Origin of the sequence: Elioraea tepidiphila DSM 17972 (genome assembly GCF_000378465.1) — a bacterium.
GTDB classification, from domain to species: domain Bacteria; phylum Pseudomonadota; class Alphaproteobacteria; order Acetobacterales; family Acetobacteraceae; genus Elioraea; species Elioraea tepidiphila.
In genome coordinates this window covers 47,509-65,547 of sequence record NZ_KB899923.1, presented here as the reverse complement: position 1 = coordinate 65,547, position 18,039 = coordinate 47,509, and the positions used below count along the sequence as shown (strand labels likewise).

Here is an 18,039-nt window from a genome sequence, read left to right as displayed (position 1 = left end):
CCAGGAAGGAGGCCGCCGATGAACGCGCCCCTGAACCGCCCTGCCCGCACCGGAGAGTTCCTCTACAGCCCGATGTTCCCGCTCGGGCCTTCCGAGACGCCCTGGAAGCGGCTGGATGTCGGTGGCGTCGCCACGATCGAGGCGGCCGGCCGGCGCGTGCTGACGATCGCCCCCGAGGCGCTGACCGAGCTCGCCTTCCAGGCCTTCCACGACACCTCGCACCTGCTGCGGCCCGGCCATCTGCGCCAGCTCCGCGCCATCCTCGACGACCCCGAGGCCTCCGAGAACGACCGCTACGTCGCGCTCGAATTCCTCAAGAACGCGAACATCGCCGCGGGCGGCGTGCTGCCGATGTGCCAGGACACCGGCACAGCGATCGTGTTCGGCAAGAAGGGCCAGCGGGTATGGGTCGAGGGCAACGAGGAGGAGGCGCTCGCCCGCGGCGTGTTCCGCACCTTCACCGAGACCAACCTGCGCTACTCGCAGATGGCGCCGCTGACCATGTTCGACGAGGTGAACACCGGCAACAACCTGCCGGTGCAGTTCGACATCATGGCCGCGCCCGGCGACGATCACGCCGACGAGTTCCACCTGATGTTCGTCGCCAAGGGCGGCGGCAGCGCGAACAAGACCTTCCTGTTCCAGGAGACGCGCGCGATCCTGAACCCCGAGCGCCTGTATCAGTTCATCGAAACCAAGATGAAGACGCTCGGCACCTCCGCCTGCCCGCCCTATCACCTGGCGATCGTGATCGGCGGCACCTCGGCCGAGGCCACGCTGAAGACCGTGAAGCTCGCCTCCACGCGCTGGCTCGACGCGCTGCCCACCCAGGGCAGCGCCGCCGGCCACGCCTTCCGCGACCTCGAAGCCGAGATGCGGGTGCTGGAGATCAGCCGCAGGCTCGGGATCGGCGCGCAGTTCGGCGGCAAGTATTTCTGCCACGACGTGCGCGTGATCCGCCTGCCGCGCCACGGCGCGTCCCTCCCCGTCGGCATCGGCGTGTCCTGCTCGGCCGACCGCCAGATCCTCGCCAAGATCACACCCGAGGGCGTGTTCCTCGAACAACTCGAAACCGACCCGGCGAAGTACCTGCCCGAGACGACCGACGAGCATCTCGGCGGCGAGACCGTGGCGATCGACCTGACCCGTCCGATGGACGAGATCCGTGCCACGCTGTCGCAGTACCCGGTGAAGACGCGCGTGATGCTGACCGGACCCATGGTGGTGGCGCGCGACATCGCGCACGCCAAGATCAAGGAGCGGCTCGATCGCGGCGAGCCCATGCCCGAGTATCTGCGGAACCATCCGGTCTATTACGCGGGGCCCGCGAAGACCCCGGCGGGATACGCCACCGGCAGCTTCGGCCCGACCACGGCCGGGCGGATGGACAGCTATGTCGACCAGTTCCAGGCGGCCGGCGGGTCGTTCGTGATGCTCGCCAAGGGCAACCGCTCGCGCGCGGTGCGCGAGGCCTGCCGCAAGTATCGCGGCTTCTATCTCGCCTCGATCGGCGGGCCCGCCGCGCGGCTCGCCAAGGACTGCATCCGCAAGGTCGAGGTGCTGGAGTATCCCGAACTCGGCATGGAGGCGGTCTGGCGCATCGAGGTCGAGAACTTCCCCGCCTTCATCGTCATCGACGACAAGGGCAACGACTTCTACGACGGGCTGGAGTAAGGAAAGAGGCCTTCAGGAAGGTCCCGAACGGGATCCCGGCGCGGCTTGTCGCGCCGACGGCCGTGCCCCTCCCGCGCCCACCTCAGGAACCTCGTCATGCGCAAGCACATCTCCTCCGGCTCCCTGTTCGAGGAGCAGATCGGCTACTCCCGCGCGGTCGTGGACGGCGAGTATGTCTGGATGTCGGGCACCACCGGCTACGACTACACCCGGATGACGATCGAGGACGACGTGGTCGCCCAGGCCGAGCAGTGCTTCCGCAACATCGCCGCCGCCCTGGCCGAGGCCGGCGCCTCGCTCGACGACGTGGTGCGCGCCTTCTTCATCGTGCCCAGGCGCGAGGACTGGGAGCCGTGCTGGCCCGTGATCAGGAAGTATCTCGGCAAGGCGCGCCCGACCTCGACCCTGATCCACGCCGGCCTCGCGACCGACGCCATGCGGATCGAGATCGAGGTCACGGCGAAGCTGCCGAAGGCCGGGTGATGCGCTTCGCCGTCGACCGCCTCGACCACCTGGTGATCACGGTGAAGGACGTGGAGATCGCCGCCGCCTGGTACCAGAAGGTGCTGGGCATGGAACGGATCACCTTCGGACCGTCCCTGCGCACCGGCCTCGCCTTCGGCGGGCAGAAGATCAACCTCCGCCCGGTCGAGGCCACCCAGCAGGAATGGTGGAGCGGCATCGCCGCCGCGCCGGGCACGCAGGATCTCTGCTTCATCGTCACGGTCACGCCCGACGAGGTGATCGGCCACCTGCACGGACTCGGCGTGAAGGTCGAGCAGGGGCCGGTCGCCAAGGACGGCGCGCTCGGCCCGATCACCTCGGTCTATTGCCGCGACCCCGACGGCAACCTGATCGAGATCGCCACCTACGCCTGAGGGTCCGGCACCCGACGTGTTCGCGCTCGCCGACTACGACTACGCGCTGCCGCCGGAGCGGATCGCGCAGGAGCCGGCGCGGCCGCGCGACGCCGCGCGCCTGCTGGTGGTGCGCCGCGACGGGCTGGAGGATCGCATCGTCGCCGATCTGCCCGCGGTGCTGCGCCCCGGCGACCTCATGGTGGTGAACGACACGCGCGTGATCCCGGCGCAGCTGGAAGGCACGGCCGGCAGCGCGCGCGTCGGCGTGACCCTCGACCATCCGCTGCCCGACGGCACCTGGGCGGCACTCGCGCGCAACGCGCGGCGGCTGAAGCCCGGCACCGTGATCGAGTTCGGCGCCACCACCGCCGAGGTGCTCGCACGCGAGGGCGGCACCGTGCGGCTGCGCTTCGCCGGCGATCCGACCTCGGCCGCCACGCTCGCCCTTCCGCCCTATATCGACCGCGCGCAGGGCCCGACCGAGGCGGACGCGGAGGACTACCAGACCACCTTCGCGCGCCATCCCGGCGCGGTCGCCGCCCCCACCGCGGGGCTGCATCTGACGCCGCGTCTGATCGAGGCGCTCGCCGCACGCGGCATCCGCCTCGCGCATGTCACGCTGCATGTCGGCGCCGGCACCTTCCTGCCGATCCGTGTCGAGGACGTGCGCGCGCACCGGCTGCACGCCGAGCGTGCGACCCTGTCGGCCGAGACGGCCCAGGCGATCGCCGCGACCCGCGAGGCCGGCGGTCGGATCGTCGCGGTCGGCACGACCAGCCTGCGCACCCTGGAGACGGCCGCGCGCGCGACCGGCAGCGTGCAGCCCTGGTCGGGCGAGACCGATCTCTACATCACGCCCGGGTTCGACTTCCGCGCCGCCGACCTCCTGCTGACCAATTTCCACCTGCCGCGCACCTCGCTGATGGTGCTCGTCGCCGCCTTCGCCGGCCGCGAGCGCATCCTGGCGGCCTACGCGCACGCGCTGGCCGCGGGCTACCGCTTCGCCTCCTACGGCGACGCCACGCTCCTGGAGCGGATATGACGCTGCGCCACACCGTGACCGCGACCGACGGGGCCGCGCGCGCCGGCGTGCTGCACACCGCGCATGGCGACGTGGCCACGCCGGTGTTCATGCCGGTCGGCACCGCCGGCACCGTGAAGGCCATGACGGCGGAGGCCGTGCGCTCGACCGGCGCGCGCATGGTGCTCGGCAACACCTACCACCTGATGCTGCGCCCGGGCGCGGAGCGCATCGCGTCCCTCGGCGGGCTCCATCGCTTCATGGACTGGCATGGGCCGATCCTGACCGACAGCGGCGGCTTCCAGGTGATGTCGCTGTCGCAACTGCGCACGCTCGACGAGATCGGCGTGACCTTCCGCAGCCATCTCGACGGCTCCGAGCATCGGCTGACGCCCGAGCGCGCGGTCGCGATCCAGCACGCGCTCGGCGCGGACGTGACCATGGTGCTCGACGAGTGCACGCCCTTCCCCGCGACCGAGGCCGAGGCCGCCGTCTCGATGCGCCTCTCCATGCGCTGGGCGGCACGGTGCCGCGCGGCCTTCGTGCCGCGCGACGGTTACGGCCTGTTCGGCATCGTCCAGGGCAGCGTCTATCCCGGGCTGCGCGCCGAGAGTGTCGCGGCGCTGACCGCGATCGGCTTCGAGGGCTTTGCCGTCGGCGGCCTCGCGGTCGGCGAGGGGCAGGAGACGATGTTCGCGATGCTGGACGTCACGGTGCCGCTGCTGCCCGCCGACCGCCCGCGCTACCTGATGGGGGTCGGCACGCCGGCCGACATCGTCGGCGCGGTGGCGCGCGGCATCGACATGTTCGACTGCGTGATCCCGACCCGCTCGGGCCGCACCGGCCGCGCCTACACCTCGCGCGGGGTGCTGAACATGCGCAACGCCCGCTTCGCCGACGATCCGCGCCCGCTCGACCCGGATTGCGCCTGCCCCGCCTGCGCGCGGCACTCGCGCGCCTATGTGCATCACCTGATCAAGTCCGGGGAGATGCTCGGGCCGATGCTGCTGACATGGCATAACCTGCACTATTATCAGGCGCTGATGCGCGGCCTGCGCACCGCCATCCTGGACGGTCGCTTGGACGCCCACGCGGCCGCGCTCGCGGCCCTGTGGGCGCAGGGAGACGACGCATGACGGGCTATGAGGGCCTGACCCAGCTCGGCCGGAAGAGCACCATCCCCGCCTCGCCCGCGGAGGCGGTGATCGAGCGCGTGCCGAATCCCGAACCCGGCCTTTCCTACGTTGTGCGCTTCGTCTGCCCCGAGTTCACCTCGCTCTGCCCCCTCACGGGCCAGCCCGATTTCGCGCATCTCGTGCTCGACTACATCCCCGACGCTTGGATCGTGGAGAGCAAGTCGCTGAAGCTGTTCCTCGCCAGCTTCCGCAACCACGGCGCCTTCCACGAGGCCTGCACGCTGATGGTGGCGCGCCGCGTGGTCGATCTGCTGACACCCCGATGGCTGCGCATCGGCGGCTACTGGTATCCGCGCGGCGGCATGCCGATCGACGTGTTCTGGCAGACGGGCGCGCCGCCCGAGGGCGTGTGGATTCCGCCCCAGGAGGTCGCACCCTACCGTGGCCGCGGCTGACGCGAAGGCGCTCATCCGCGCCGAGGCGGCCCGTCTCGGCTTCGACGCGGTCGGCTTCACCCGCGCCAGCCTGCCACCCGAGGCGCGCGCCCGGCTCGACGCATTCCTCGCCGCCGGGCGGCACGGCACGATGGGCTGGATGGCGGATCGCGTCGCTGAGCGGGCGCACCCGCGGGCGCTCTGGCCCGAGGCCGTCAGCGTGATCGCGCTGGGGATGTCCTACGCGCCGGACGGCGATCCGATGGCGACGCTCGCGCGCCGCGACCTCGGCACGATCAGCGTCTATGCGCGGGGCCGCGACTACCACGACGTGGTGAAGGGGCGGCTCAAGCTGCTCGGCCACTTCCTGCACGCGCGGTTCGGCGCCGGGCTGAAGGTGTTCGTCGACACCGCGCCGGTGATGGAGAAGCCGCTCGCCGCGCAGGCCGGCATCGGCTGGCAGGGCAAGCACACCAATCTCGTCTCGCGCCGCCACGGCTCGTGGCTGTTCCTCGGCGAGATCTACACCACGCTCGATCTGGCACCCGATCCGCCGCACGCCGACCGCTGCGGCTCCTGCCGCCGCTGCCTCGAGATCTGCCCGACCGACGCCTTCCCCGCGCCCTACCAGCTCGATGCCACACGCTGCATCTCCTATCTCACCATCGAGCACGCGGGGCCGATCCCGGAGGCGCTGCGGCCCGCGCTCGGCAATCGCATCTATGGCTGCGACGACTGCCTCGCGGTCTGCCCGTGGAACCGGTTCGCGCAGGTCGCGCGCGAGGGGAAGCTGCACGCGCGCGACGACCTCAAGGCACCCCCGCTCGCCGCCCTCGCCCGCCTCGACGATGCGGGCTTCCGGGCGTTCTTCTCGGGCAGCCCGATCAAGCGCAGCGGGCGCAGCCGCTTCGTGCGCAACGTGCTGATCGCGATCGGCAACAGCGGCGATCCGTCGCTGCGCGCGATCGCGCAGGAGCTTGCGCAGGATCCCGACCCCGTCGTCGCCGAGGCCGCGCGCTGGGCCGCGACCCGCCTCGCACCGGAGACCGTTGCATGACCGATGCCACCCGCACCGAGACCGACAGCCTGGGCACGATCGAGATCCCGGCGGACAAGCTCTGGGGGCCGCAGACCGAGCGCGCGCGGCGACTGTTCCGGATCGGCGTCGAACGCTTCCCGCCCGTGCTGATCCGCGCCGTCGGGTTGCAGAAGCAGGCCGCCGCCGAGGCCAATCTCGAGCTCGGCGAACTGCCGCGCGCGATCGCCGAGCCGATCATCGCTGCCGCCGCCGAGATCGCGGCCAACAGGCTCGATGAGCACTTCCCGCTGCCGGTCTGGCAGACCGGCTCGGGCACCCAGACCAACATGAACGCGAACGAGGTGATCGCCAACCGCGCCGCGCAGATGCTCGGCCGGCCGCTCGGCGCGCGCGATCCGGTGCACCCGAACGACCACGTCAATCGCGGCCAGTCCTCGAACGACGCCTTCCCCACGGTGATGCACATCGCCGCGATCGAGGCGGTGGAGCACCGGCTGCTGCCCGCAATCGATACGCTGCGCTTCGCGCTTGCCTCCCGCGCCGAGGCCTGGGAGCGGATCGTCAAGCTCGGCCGCACCCACATGATGGACGCGGTGCCGATGACGCTGGGGCAGGAATTCGCGACCTTCGCCGCGCAGCTCGCCCACGCCATCGCCCGCGTGCGCGCCACGCGCGCCGATCTCGCCATGCTGCCGCAGGGCGGCACCGCCGTCGGCACGGGACTGAACCGCCATCCGGCGTTCGACCGCGTGTTCTGCGAACGCCTCTCCGCGCTCTGCGGCCGGGCCTACACGCCGGCCGTGCTGAAGTTCGAGGCGATGGCGGCGCATGACGCGCTCGTCGCCCTCTCCGCCGCGCTGTCCGGCCTCGCCGTCACGCTGATGAAGATCGGCAACGACATCCGCCTGCTCGGCAGCGGGCCGCGCGCGGGGCTCGCCGAGCTGATCGTGCCGGCTGACGGCCTCTCCTCCTCGATCATGCCGGGCAAGACCAACCCGACCCAGGTCGAGGCGCTGACCCAGGTCTGCGCGCAGGCGATCGGCAACCACACGACGGTGACGGTCGCGGCGAGCCACGGCCATCTTCAGCTCAACGTGTTCAAGCCGGTGATCATCCATGCGGTGCTGCAATCCTGCGGGCTGCTCGCCGATGCGGCCGAGGGCTTCGCGCACAACATGGTCGAGAAGCTCCAGCCGAACGAGCCGCAGATCGCGCGCCATGTCGCCAACTCGCTGATGCTGGTGACCGCGCTCAACCCCCGGCTCGGCTACGACAGGGCGGTCGCGATCGGCAAGAAGGCGCTCGCCGAGAACATCACGCTGCGCGACGCGGCGATCGCCCTCGGGCATCTCACCGGCGAGGAGTTCGATGCGCTGGTGCGCCCCGAGGAGATGACGCGCCCGGGCATCATCCTGCCGGGCGGCGGATGACCGCGCGGCATCTCGAGAAGCGCTCGGTCAGCCTGGCGGGGCACCGCACCTCCGTGGCCCTGGAGCCGTCGTTCTGGGCGGCGCTCGAAGCGGCCGCGAGACGTCGCGGGCTCGCCCTCGCCGCGCTGATCGCCGAGATCGACGCAGGCCGCGCCGATCCCGCGATCCCACTGTCTTCGGCGCTGCGGGTGTTCGCGCTCGCCGAGGCTCAGCGCCGCGGCTGAGCCGCCCGCTCGGCAAGGAACCGGGCCGCGCCCGCCGTCTCGGCGACGCGCAGCGGCGCCTGCCACGTGCCGGCCGCGCGCAGGGCGATGCGCGGCAGCGGCTCGGCGCCGAGCGGGGCGAAGGTGATGCCGAGATCGAGCGTGCCGCCGCGCAGGTCGATCTCGCCCAGGATCTGCGCCGTACCCGCCGGGGAGGCGAGCTGCGACTGACCGAGCGAGACCACGCCGTCATTGACCGTGAACCGGGCCTCCAGCCGATCGAATTCGGTCGCCCCCTCCATCAGGGCCGTGCGCAGCGCGGCGAGGCCCTCGGCCACCGGCACCGGAGCCTGCAACGCGTGGGCCACTTGACCGAGATCGAACCCGACGAACACGCCTTCGCTCGCCGTCAGCCGCCCCTCGCCCGAGAGCGAGGCGAGCATCGTCAAGGGGCTGCGCCCGATCGCCTGAAGCCGCGCCTCGCCGCTCACCTGCCCGCCGCCGAGATCATAGGCCAGCCCGAACAGCGGTCCGGCGAGCACGGCATCGACGACCGTGGTCTCGGCCACGAGCACGCCGTCGACCGGATCGAGCCTCAGCGTCCCCTGGATCGTGCCGCCGCCGAGCGCGCCGGAGAACCGGCTCATCGAGACGACACCGTCGGCGAGCTCGACCGCCGCATCGACGCGCGACAGCGCCGGCGCGCCGCCGAGCTGGAGCGCGCCCGCGCGGAGCACCACCGCCGCGGTCCAGCCGGGCAGGATCGCCTGCGGCAGCAGCGACGGGTCGCTGAGATCGATCCCGGGCAAGGGCAGGGTCTCGGCCTCGATCGTCAACGCCGCGCGGCGCGCATCGCCGTCGATCGCGACCTCGCCGGAGAACTGGGCGCGCAGCGCACCCATGCCGAGTTCGCTCGCCCGCACGGCAACCCGCCGGCCGCCCCCGGTGCGCTGCGTGCTCGCCTCGGCGACCAGCGTCAAGGATCCCTCGCCGAGCCAGCCGGCCGGGTCGGCAAGGCCGAGCGCCTGCAACAGCCGCGGCGCCCCCGGATGGCGCAGCGCGACGCGTCCGTTCACCCGGCCGAGATCGGCATCCGCCGTGCCCGTGGCCTCAAGCCGCGCGTCCATCGCCTCGACCAGCGCGGTGATCGCCAGCGCCTCGCCCTCGGCCCTGGCATTGGCGCGCAGGGTATAGCCGCCGAGCCACATCGGCCGTGCGGCGGCCACCACATGCCAGGGCACGATGGGCACGAGCCCCGCGACATCCGTGCCCGCGAAGGACAGATCGAGCGCGGTCAGCCGGGGCTGCGCACCCAGGCTGCCCGCACCCGAGGCGGCAAGCCGGCCGCCGGCGATATCGCCGATCGCGAGCCGCCGGATCGTCGCCCGCCCCGCTTCGAGCGTGCCGTCCAGTGCGACGTCGCGCGCAGTCAGGTTGCCGATCGGCAGCACGCCGATCTCGAGCCGCAGCGCGAGATCCAGCGCGGTGAGCGCCTGGCTGTCGGGGGTGGGCAGGCGGCCGGCGAGCCAGAGCTGGGGGTCCAGACGATCGATCCGGAGATCGGCCGTGAGCGAAGGGCGCGCGGCGTCGGTCCGCAGCGTCAGCGTGCCGGCGAGGCTCGTCCCGTCGAGCGTCGTTCCGTCGGCCGCCTCCACCCTGAGGTGCCCGGGCTCGGCGACCATGCTGCCGGAGAGGCGAAGCGCGCGCAGGACCGCGGGGCCGGCCCAGCCCGGCGTCGCATCGAGCCAGGCAAGCAGCTCGCGCAGGTCGGGGGCATCGAGATCCGCGAGGCCGTCGAAGCGGGGGCCCTTCTCGTTGCTCGACACGCTGCCGCCGACCTTGAGTTCGGCGCCGCCCGGCAGCAGCGCCGTCGCCTCGTTCACCGCGATCTGCCCGTCCGCGACCACGGCGGCCACGCGCAGCGTGCGCAGGGTGCCGCCGAACAGGCTCGCCGCCTCGACCGACAGATCGAGCCCGATCGGCAGCGGCGGCGCGGCGATGAGACCGCGCGCCGGCCGCACCCAGGGATTGAGGTCGAGCCGCACGGCGGCGAGCGCCACGTCCAGGCGCGGCGCGGTATCGAGCCGGAGCGAGGCCGCTCCGGTCAGGCGCGACTCGCCGATGCGCAGGTCGAGCTGATCCGCGGTCGCCGCCCCGCCCTCGGCGGAGACGCGCGCCTCGGCCTGGAACGGCAGCGCCGGTCCCGGCAGCAGCGCGGAGAGATCGGTGCCCTCGGCGCGGATCGTTCCGGAGAACGCAAATCCGCCGTGCCAGGCAATGCCCGTGGCGGCGAGACGCGCGCCGCGGGTCGCGAGCGTCGCCTCCAGCGTCGCCGCACCGTCGAAGCCCGGCTGGCCGAGCCCGACCGAGAAATCGACCGGGCGGGAGGCGAAGTCGAACCGGCCCTCGGCGACATAGGGACCGCCCGCGGCGACGGATGTCAGACGCGCGTTCACCCCGGCGAGGCGCATGGCCCCGACCGTCACCTCGCCGTTCTCGAGCCGGACCTCGGCACGGGCGAAGAGCGGCGTCGGCCGTCCCGCCACCTCCCAGAGCGGCGCGGGCAGCCCGGCCAGCGTCAGCCGCGGCGAGACGAGCGTCAGGTCGGTCACGACCACCCGCCCGCTCAAGAGCGGCGCGAGGGCGAGCCCGAGCCGGATCTCCTGCGCCGAGCCGCTGAACCCGTCGCCCGCGTCGCCGATCGAGACGCCGCGCGCCGTCAGCCGCGGCTGCGGCAGCATCTCGAGCGCGAAAGCGCCGTCGATGCGCACTTCGCGCCCCAGTCGCGCCTCGCCGAGGCGCTGAAGCTCCGCGCGGTACTCGGTCCAGTCGAGGTGGCGCGGCACCAGCCACGCTGCCAGCACCGCGGCCGCGGCCAGGAATGCGAGCAGCCAGAGGGTGGAGCGAAGAATCAGGCGCACACGCGGGGATTGCCAGACGCGCGGCTTATCCACAAGCGCGTTGCGTCAGGGTGGCGCGCCATACCCCCCGCCACCCGGCGTCTCGATCACGAACACGTCGCCGGGCGCCAGCTCCGCGCTGTCGGTGCCGGTGAGCGGCGTGATCCCGCCGCCGGCCCGCTCGACCCACTGCCGGCCCGCCGCGCCATCCGCACCGCCGGCGAGCCCGAAGGGCGGAACGTTCCGTCGGCTCGCGAGGATGACGCCCGTCATCGGCGCGAGGAAGCGCACCCGCCGCACCGCGCCGTCGCCGCCGCGCCACCTTCCGGCCCCGCCGGAGCCGCGACGGATCGCGAACCGCTCCAGCACCACCGGGTAGCGGAGTTCGAACACCTCCGGATCGGTCATGCGCGTATTGGTCATGTGCGTCTGCACTGCCGAGGTGCCGTGGAAGCCGGGCCCGGCGCCGGTGCCGCCGCAGATCGTCTCGTAGTACTGGAACCGCCCGTCGCCGAAGGTGAAGTTGTTCATGGTCGCCTGGGAACAGGCGATCGCACCGAGCGCGCCGAACAGCGCGTTGGTCACCGCCTGGCTGACCTCGACATTGCCGGCCACCACCGCCGCCGGCGGTCTGGGCGAGAGGAACGACCCCTCCGGCATCACGATGGTGATCGGCTTGAGGCAGCCGTCGTTCAGCGGGATGTCCTCGCCGACCAGGCAGCGGAAGCAATAGAGAACGGCCGCACGGGTGACCGCGGGCGGGGCGTTGAAGTTGTCGTTCCGTTGCGCAGCCGTGCCGGTGAAGTCGATCGTGGCGCTGCGTGCGGCGTGGTCGACACGCACCGCCACGCGCAGCAGATCGCCGTTGTCCATGCGGTAGTCGAAGCTGCCGTCCTTCAGCCGGCCGATCACGCGCCGGACCGACTCCTCGGCATTGTCCATGACGTGGCGCATGTAGCGCTGCACGGTGGCGAGGCCGAACTGGCGCACGATGCGGCGCAGCTCCTGCACGCCCTTCTCGTTCGCCGCCACCTGCGCGCGGATGTCGGCGACGTTCACGTCGGGGCTGCGCGCTGGATAGCGGGCGCCCGTCAGCAGCGCGCGGAACTCGGTCTCGCGGAATCGCCCGCCCTCGACCAGCAGGAAGTCGTCGACCAGCACGCCCTCCTCCTCGAGCGTGCGCGAGAGCGGCGGCATCGAGCCCGGCGTGATGCCGCCGACATCGGCGTGGTGGCCGCGGCTGCCGACGAAGAACAGGATCTCGCGCCCCTGCTCGTCGAACACCGGCGTGATCACGGTGATGTCGGGCAGGTGCGTGCCGCCGTTGTAGGGATTGTTCAGCGCCACAACGTCGCCCGGCCGGAGTGTGGCCCCGCGCGAGCGGATCACCGTGCGCACGGACTCGCCCATCGCGCCGAGATGCACCGGGATGTGCGGCGCATTGGCGATCAGCCCGCCCGCGGCGTCGAACAGGGCGCAGGAGAAGTCGAGCCGCTCCTTGATGTTCACGGACTGGGCCGTGTTCTGCAGCACCGCACCGGTCTGCTCGGCGATCGACATGAACAGGTTGTTGAACAGTTCGAGCATCACCGGATCGGCGCCCCCCTCGCGCGCCTCGGTGCCGATCGCGACGCGCGCGGGCCGCGGGGTGGCGCGGCGCAGGATCAGGTGGTTGGACGCCGTGACTTCGGCCGCCCAGCCGGGCTCGACCACGGTCGTCGCGTTCGCCTCGCGGATCAACGCCGGGCCGAGGATGCGGTCGCCGGCGAGCAGCGCGTCGCGGTCGAACACGGGCGCCTCATGCGCGCTTCCGCCCGAGAAGAGCGAGACGTGGTCGATCGCCTCGGGCGCGCTGTCGGTACGCGCGGCAAGCCGCGCCTCGTGCACCGCCTCGCCCGGGGCGGTCGCCTCGACCGCCACCGCCTCGACGATCAGGTCGCGCTCGGGGGTCGCGAAGCCGAACCGCGCGCGGTGCGCCTCCGTGAACGCCGCGACGATGCCGCGAAGCTCGCCGAACGGCACTTCCAGCGGCGTGTCGGTGCCGGCGTAGCGGATGTGCAGCGTGCGCGCGACCGCGATCGTCTCGCGCGCCGCGCCCTGCGCCTCCAGCGCATCCTTCGCCTCGTCGGCGAGCGCGTCGAGCCGCGCCTTCAGCCCCGGCAAGGCGTCCGCGCCGAGCGTGACCTCGACCGCGGCCTCGCGCATCGCCGACTGCGCAGCAAGCCCCATGCCATAGGCCGAGAGCACACCCGCGAAGGGATGGATGAACACGGTCTCCATGCCGAGCTCGTCGGCGACCAGACAGGCGTGCTGGCCGCCCGCGCCGCCGAAGCACTGCAAGGCAAAGTGCTTCGGGTCGCGGCCCTTCTGGATGCTCACCTGCTTGATCGCGTTCGCCATGTTGGCGACGGCGATCTTCAGGAAGCCCTCGGCGACCTCGCGCGGGTCCTTGAGCGGCGTGTCGGTGTCGCGCGCGATCCGGGCGGCGAGCGCGAGGAACCCCTCGCGCACGATCGCCTCGTCCAGCGGCTTGTCGCCCGAGGGGCCGAAGATCGCGGGGAAGTGCCGCGGCTGGATCTTGCCGACGCAGACATTGGCATCGGTGACCGTCAGCGGCCCGCCGCGGCGGTAGGAGGCCGGGCCCGGATTGGCGCCCGCGCTGTCGGGGCCCACGCGGAAGCGCGCGCCGTCGAAATGCAGGATCGAGCCGCCGCCCGCCGCGACCGTGTTGATCGCCATCATCGGCGCGCGGATGCGCACGCCCGCGACCAGGGTCTCGTAGGCGCGCTCGAAGCCGTCGTCGTAGAGCGCCACATCCGTCGAGGTGCCGCCCATGTCGAAGCCGATGATGCGGTCGAACCCGGCCATGCCGGCGGTGCGCGCGGCTCCGACGATGCCGCCGGCGGGGCCCGACAGGATCGCGTCCTTGCCCTGGAAGGCATCGGCGCGCGCGAGCCCGCCGTTCGACTGCATGAAGTAGAGCGGCGTGTCGCCGAGCTCCTCCTCCACCTGGCGGACATAGCGACGCAGGATCGGCGAGAGATAGGCGTCCACCACCGTGGTGTCGCCGCGGCCGACCCACTTGATCAGCGGGCTCACCTGGTGGCTCGCGGAGACCTGCGGGAACCCGATCGCGCGCGCGAGCGCGGCGAGCCGCGCCTCGTGATCGGGGAACTTCCAGGCGTGCATCAGCACGATCGCGACCGCGCGGATGCCGTCGTCATGGGCCGCCTGCAGGGCCGCGCGCGCGGCCGCCTCATCGAGCGACTCGATCTCCGTCCCGTCCACCAAGACACGGCCGGGGATCTCGACCACGCGCTCGTAGAGGAGTTCCGGCAGGGTGATCGCGAGATCGAACAGGCGCGGCCGCGTCTGATAGCCGATGCGCAAGCCGTCGGCGAAGCCGCGATTGACCAGCAGCAGCGTGCGCTCGCCCTTGCGTTCCAGGAGCGCGTTGGTCGCGACCGTGGTGCCCATCTTCACCGCCTCGACCAGCCCCGGCGGGATCGGCGCGTCGGGCGCGAGGCCCAGCACCTGGCGGATGCCGGCGACCGCGGCGTCGCGATAGCGGCCGGGATTCTCCGACAGCAGCTTGTGCGCCGAGAGCGTGCCGTCGGGCGCGCGGGCGACGATGTCGGTGAAGGTGCCGCCGCGATCGATCCAGAACTGCCAGGTCATGCTGATGGCACCGCCACGGGGATTGATCCGGCGAGGATCGGCCAGCCCCGCTGAATCGACAACACGGCGCCTCAGAGCGCCGCGAGCTGGGCGTTCAGGAGGTCGGTCACCAGCATCGAGCCGGGCGCGTGGGTGATCGCGAAGGGCACGCGCGAGGCGACGATCGCCGCCTGGGGCGTGACCCCGCAGGCCCAGAACACCGGCAGCTCGTCCGCCTCCACCGGAACGGCGTCGCCGTAGTGGGGCCGCGTGATGTCGTCGATGCCGATCAGGCTCGGGTCGCCGAGATGCACCGGCGCGCCGTGGACGGCCGGGAAACGCGAGGTGATCTGGATCGCCCGGATCGCATCCGCCGCGCGCAGCGGGCGCATCGACACCACCATCGGCCCGGCGAAGGGGCCGGCCGGTGCGCAGGCGATCGAGGTGCGCCACATCGCGACGTTGCACCCGCAGGCGATGTGGCGGAGCGGCACGCCGGCGGCGAGCAGCGCCTCCTCGAAGCTGAACGAGCAGCCGATCACGAAGGCGACGAGGTCATCGCGCCAATGGGCGGTGATGTCGGTCGGCTCCTCGACCAGCGCGCCGTCGCGCCACACCCGGTAGCGCGGCAGGTCGGTGCGGATGTCGAGATCCGCGCCGAGCGCGGGGATGCGCGGATCGCCCGGCTCGGAGAGGCCGATCACGGGGCAGGGCTTCGGATTCAGGGTGCAGAAGCGCAGGAAATCGGCGGCCTGGTCGCGCGGCAGGATCGCGAGGTTGCCCTGCACATGGCCCGGCGCAAGGCCGGCGGTAGTGCCGGCGAAGCCCTCGCGCGCGAGTTGCCGGGCGGCGAGCCCGGTCTCGGCCCGGCGCCGCGCGGTGGCGATCGGCGTCATCACTGTCATCCCGATCCCTCCTCTGATCCGCGGCCAGCATAGCGCAGCCCGCGCCGCCGTCTTCATCAAGTGGTGACGTCTCGGCCCGATACCGGCGCCGTGCGTTTCCGGCCAGGGGGCCGCGTGGTAGCGTCGGCCAGGGACAGAACGCGAACGGCAGGCGGTTCTTGAGCATCTGGGGCAAGATCCTCGGCGGGGTGGCGGGGTTCGCCATGGGCGGACCGCTCGGCGCCGTGCTCGGCGCCGCCCTCGGCCATGCCGCCGACACCAAGGGCGGCCCGGCCGGCGCCGCCGCCGATCTGCTGGGCAAGCCCGACCCGCTGCGCATGGCCGAACTCGCGCAGATGATGGGCAGCCGCGAGACGGTGTTCTCGATCTCGGTGGTGGCGCTTGCCGCCAAGCTCGCCAAGGCGGACGGGCCGGTGAAGCGGTCCGAGATCGACGCCTTCAAGCGCATGTTCCGCTTCCCGTCCGAGGCGGCGAAGGACATCGGCAAGCTGTGGGATGGCGCGCGGCAGAGTGCGGACGGGTTCGAGCCCTTCGCCGACAAGCTGGCGGAAGCCTTCGCCGACAACCGCACCGTGCTCGAGGATGTGCTCGCGAGCCTGCATCAGATCGCGCTCGCGGACGGGCCGATCAACGCGGCCGAGCGCCGCTTCATCGACGAAGTCGCGCGGCGGCTGGGCATGAGCGAGCGCGAGCGGGAGCGCGCGCGCTCCGGCGGATCGGCGCGGCCGCAGCCGGACGAGCCCGACCCCTACGAGGTCCTCGGCGTGGCGCGCACCGCGTCGGACGAGGAGGTACGCGCGGCCTGGCGGCAGCTCATGCGCGAGAATCACCCGGATACGCTCGCCTCGCGGAACGTGCCGCCGCGCTTCATCGAGCACGCGACCAGACGGGTGGCGCAGATCAACAATGCCTGGACGCGCATCAAGCGCGAGCGCGGGCTGTGACGCTCAATCCACGTAGAGCCCGCCATTGACGTGCACCACCTCGCCGTTGACGAAGCTCGCCGCCGGCGAGAGCAGGAACGCGATCACGGATGCGACCTCCTCGGGCTGACCGAACCTGCCGAGCGGCGTCATCTTCAGGAAGTCGGGCCCGCGTTCGGGCAGGAACTTCTCCACCATCGTCGTCAGGATCACGCCGGGCGAGACCGTGTTCACGCGCAGCCGCGGTCCGAGCTCGGCGGCGAGGCTGCGGCTGAAGCTGATCACGGCGCCCTTGGTCGCGGCGTAGTGCGCGTAGTTCCGGCTACCGCGATGCGCAGCCAGCGAGGCGATGTTCACGATCGACCCGCCGTCCGCCATCAGCGGCACGATCGCGCGGCAGACCTTGAAGGTGCCATCGAGGTTCACGGCCATCATGCGCCGCCAGGCCTCGTCGGTCAGTTCGGTGAGCGCGCCGGGGAAGTGGATGCCGGCGGCGTTGACGAGGCCGTCGGGCACGAGGCCCGCGTCGCGGCAGGCAGCCGCGATGCGCTCGCCGCCATCGGTCGCGACATCCGCCTCGACCGCGAGCACATCGGGGGCGATCGCCGCACCCCGCGCATCGAGATCCGCCGCCACCAGCCGTGCACCGAGTCGATGCAGCAGCAGCGCGGTCGCGCGACCGATGCCGTTCGCCGCACCGGTGATCACGATGGCCTTGCCTGTGAAGTCGATCATTCGATCCACCCGTCTGGTCGCGCGCGGCCGCCCCACCAGCCCCGCGCGCGATGCCGGCGTCGACGTGACCCCGGCATCACACGTAGCCATAGGCGGTCCAGCCGCCATCCACCGCGAGCATGTGGCCGGTGACGTACGCGTTCGCGGGGTCGAGCAGGAACAGGATGGCGCGTGCGATCTCATCCGGTCGGGCGAGCCGTCCGACCGGCGTGCGGCGCGCGAGCGGCACGGTGTCGATCTCGCCGGCGCGCACGGCAGCGGCGATCAGGTCGGTCTCGACATAGCCCGGCGCGACGGCATTGACGCGCACGCCATGGGCGGCCCACTCGATCGCCAGCACCTTGGTCATCGCCGCGACCGCGGCCTTGGACGCGCAATAGGCAAGCCGTTCCGGGGCCGCGACGAGGGAGTAGATCGAGCCCAGATTCACGATCGCGCCCGAGCCTTGCGCGACCATGCGCCGGCCAGCCTCGCGCGCGCAGTAGAACACGCCGTCGAGGTTGATGCGCATCACGCGCGACCATGCCTCGTCGGTGAGATCGAGGGCGGCGCGCTTGCCGATCACGCCGGCGTTGTTGACCAGGATGTCGAGCCCACCCCAGCGTGAATCGAGCTCGGCGAAGGCCGCGCGCACCGCGTCGGGATCGGCGACCGAGGCGGCGAGCGCATGCACCTCCGCGCCCGTGCCGCGGAGCTCCGCTGCCGTCTCATCGAGCCGTGGGGCGTCGATGTCGAGCAGCGCGATGCGTGCACCCTCCGCCGCAAGCGCCCGCGCGGTGGCCAGGCCGATCCCGGCGGCCCCGCCCGTCACCAGGGCGCGTCGATCAGCGAAGCGTCGGCTCATGATGGACTCGTCGCGGCTGCACTGTGTCGGGCGTTGCCCTCACGTCTCGATGCGGCAGACCTCCGCACCGACCTCCACGGTCTCCCCCGCGGGGACCAGGATCTCGACGAGTCGGCCGTCGCACGGCGCCTCGACCTCCAGCGTCGCCTTCTCGGTCTCGATGTCGTAGAGGATCTCGCCCTGGGTGAAGGCATCGCCCGGCTGCTTGCGCCAGGCCGTGATCGTGCCCTCCTCCATGTTCATCGAGATGCGCGGCAGTTTCAGCGCGGCCTTCATGG

General features: G+C 72.0%; 16 protein-coding genes. 10 read left to right on the top strand and 6 right to left on the bottom strand.

All coding sequences use genetic code 11. The features are described from left to right. Positions 1-18 precede the first annotated feature (18 nt). The 9 genes from F563_RS0112145 (at position 19) to F563_RS0112105 (ending at position 7,818) form a co-directional block, all read left to right on the top strand. A complete protein-coding gene (locus tag F563_RS0112145; protein WP_019014950.1) occupies positions 19-1,674 on the top strand; it encodes a fumarate hydratase in 1,656 nt (551 codons plus the stop codon). Positions 1,675-1,770: 96 nt separating this feature from the next. After that, a complete protein-coding gene (locus tag F563_RS0112140; protein WP_019014949.1) occupies positions 1,771-2,157 on the top strand; it encodes a RidA family protein in 387 nt (128 codons plus the stop codon). Further along, on the top strand, positions 2,157-2,552 hold the full coding sequence (locus F563_RS0112135; RefSeq protein ID WP_019014948.1) for a VOC family protein: 396 nt from the start codon (positions 2,157-2,159) through the stop codon (positions 2,550-2,552). Before F563_RS0112140 ends, F563_RS0112135 begins: the two co-directional genes overlap by 1 nt. 16 nt (positions 2,553-2,568) lie before the next feature. Further along, on the top strand, positions 2,569-3,576 hold the full coding sequence (gene queA, locus F563_RS0112130) for a tRNA preQ1(34) S-adenosylmethionine ribosyltransferase-isomerase QueA (protein ID WP_019014947.1): 1,008 nt from the start codon (positions 2,569-2,571) through the stop codon (positions 3,574-3,576). Next, the gene (gene tgt, locus F563_RS0112125; protein WP_019014946.1) at positions 3,573-4,691 is read left to right on the top strand and encodes a tRNA guanosine(34) transglycosylase Tgt; all 1,119 of its coding nucleotides are present in this window, start codon (positions 3,573-3,575) and stop codon (positions 4,689-4,691) included. The genes queA and tgt overlap by 4 nt, the downstream gene beginning before the upstream one ends. Further along, complete coding sequence (gene queF / locus F563_RS0112120) at positions 4,688-5,146, top strand: preQ(1) synthase (protein ID WP_019014945.1); 459 nt, start codon at positions 4,688-4,690, stop codon at positions 5,144-5,146. The genes tgt and queF overlap by 4 nt, the downstream gene beginning before the upstream one ends. Then, positions 5,133-6,182, top strand: coding sequence for a tRNA epoxyqueuosine(34) reductase QueG (gene queG, locus F563_RS0112115; protein ID WP_019014944.1), 1,050 nt, complete (start codon positions 5,133-5,135; stop codon positions 6,180-6,182). The genes queF and queG overlap by 14 nt, the downstream gene beginning before the upstream one ends. Next, a complete protein-coding gene (locus F563_RS0112110; protein WP_019014943.1) occupies positions 6,179-7,594 on the top strand; it encodes a class II fumarate hydratase in 1,416 nt (471 codons plus the stop codon). The genes queG and F563_RS0112110 overlap by 4 nt, the downstream gene beginning before the upstream one ends. After that, entirely contained in the window at positions 7,591-7,818 is a 228-nt protein-coding gene (locus F563_RS0112105) for a ribbon-helix-helix domain-containing protein (protein ID WP_019014942.1), read from the top strand. Before F563_RS0112110 ends, F563_RS0112105 begins: the two co-directional genes overlap by 4 nt. Here the strand turns inward: F563_RS0112105 and F563_RS0112100 are convergent. From F563_RS0112100 to F563_RS0112090, 3 genes are all read right to left on the bottom strand, one after another. Continuing rightward, on the bottom strand, positions 7,803-10,718 hold the full coding sequence (locus F563_RS0112100; RefSeq protein WP_019014941.1) for an AsmA family protein: 2,916 nt from the start codon (positions 10,716-10,718) through the stop codon (positions 7,803-7,805). The two genes, F563_RS0112105 and F563_RS0112100, sit on opposite strands and share 16 nt — an antisense overlap. Positions 10,719-10,763: 45 nt before the next feature. Further along, on the bottom strand, positions 10,764-14,375 hold the full coding sequence (locus tag F563_RS0112095; RefSeq protein ID WP_019014940.1) for a hydantoinase B/oxoprolinase family protein: 3,612 nt from the start codon (positions 14,373-14,375) through the stop codon (positions 10,764-10,766). A 71-nt stretch (positions 14,376-14,446) separates the two neighbouring features. Further along, positions 14,447-15,259 carry a putative hydro-lyase gene (locus tag F563_RS0112090; protein WP_019014939.1) on the bottom strand — a complete coding sequence of 271 codons (813 nt, stop codon included), beginning with the start codon at positions 15,257-15,259 and terminating at the stop codon, positions 14,447-14,449. Between the two features lie 158 nt (positions 15,260-15,417). Between F563_RS0112090 and F563_RS0112085 the strand changes: the two genes are divergently transcribed. Then, positions 15,418-16,203, top strand: a complete 786-nt coding sequence (locus tag F563_RS0112085; RefSeq protein ID WP_019014938.1) for a TerB family tellurite resistance protein — start codon at positions 15,418-15,420, stop codon at positions 16,201-16,203. Between the two features lie 3 nt (positions 16,204-16,206). Here F563_RS0112085 and F563_RS0112080 read toward each other — a convergent pair whose 3' ends face one another. The 3 genes from F563_RS0112080 to F563_RS0112070 form a co-directional block, all read right to left on the bottom strand. Then, the gene (locus F563_RS0112080) at positions 16,207-16,917 is read right to left on the bottom strand and encodes an SDR family NAD(P)-dependent oxidoreductase (protein ID WP_019014937.1); all 711 of its coding nucleotides are present in this window, start codon (positions 16,915-16,917) and stop codon (positions 16,207-16,209) included. 76 nt (positions 16,918-16,993) lie between these two features. Then, complete coding sequence (locus F563_RS0112075; RefSeq protein WP_026299532.1) at positions 16,994-17,761, bottom strand: SDR family NAD(P)-dependent oxidoreductase; 768 nt, start codon at positions 17,759-17,761, stop codon at positions 16,994-16,996. 39 nt (positions 17,762-17,800) lie between these two features. Then, on the bottom strand, positions 17,801-18,037 hold the full coding sequence (locus F563_RS0112070; RefSeq protein WP_019014935.1) for a lipoyl domain-containing protein: 237 nt from the start codon (positions 18,035-18,037) through the stop codon (positions 17,801-17,803). Positions 18,038-18,039 lie beyond the last annotated feature (2 nt).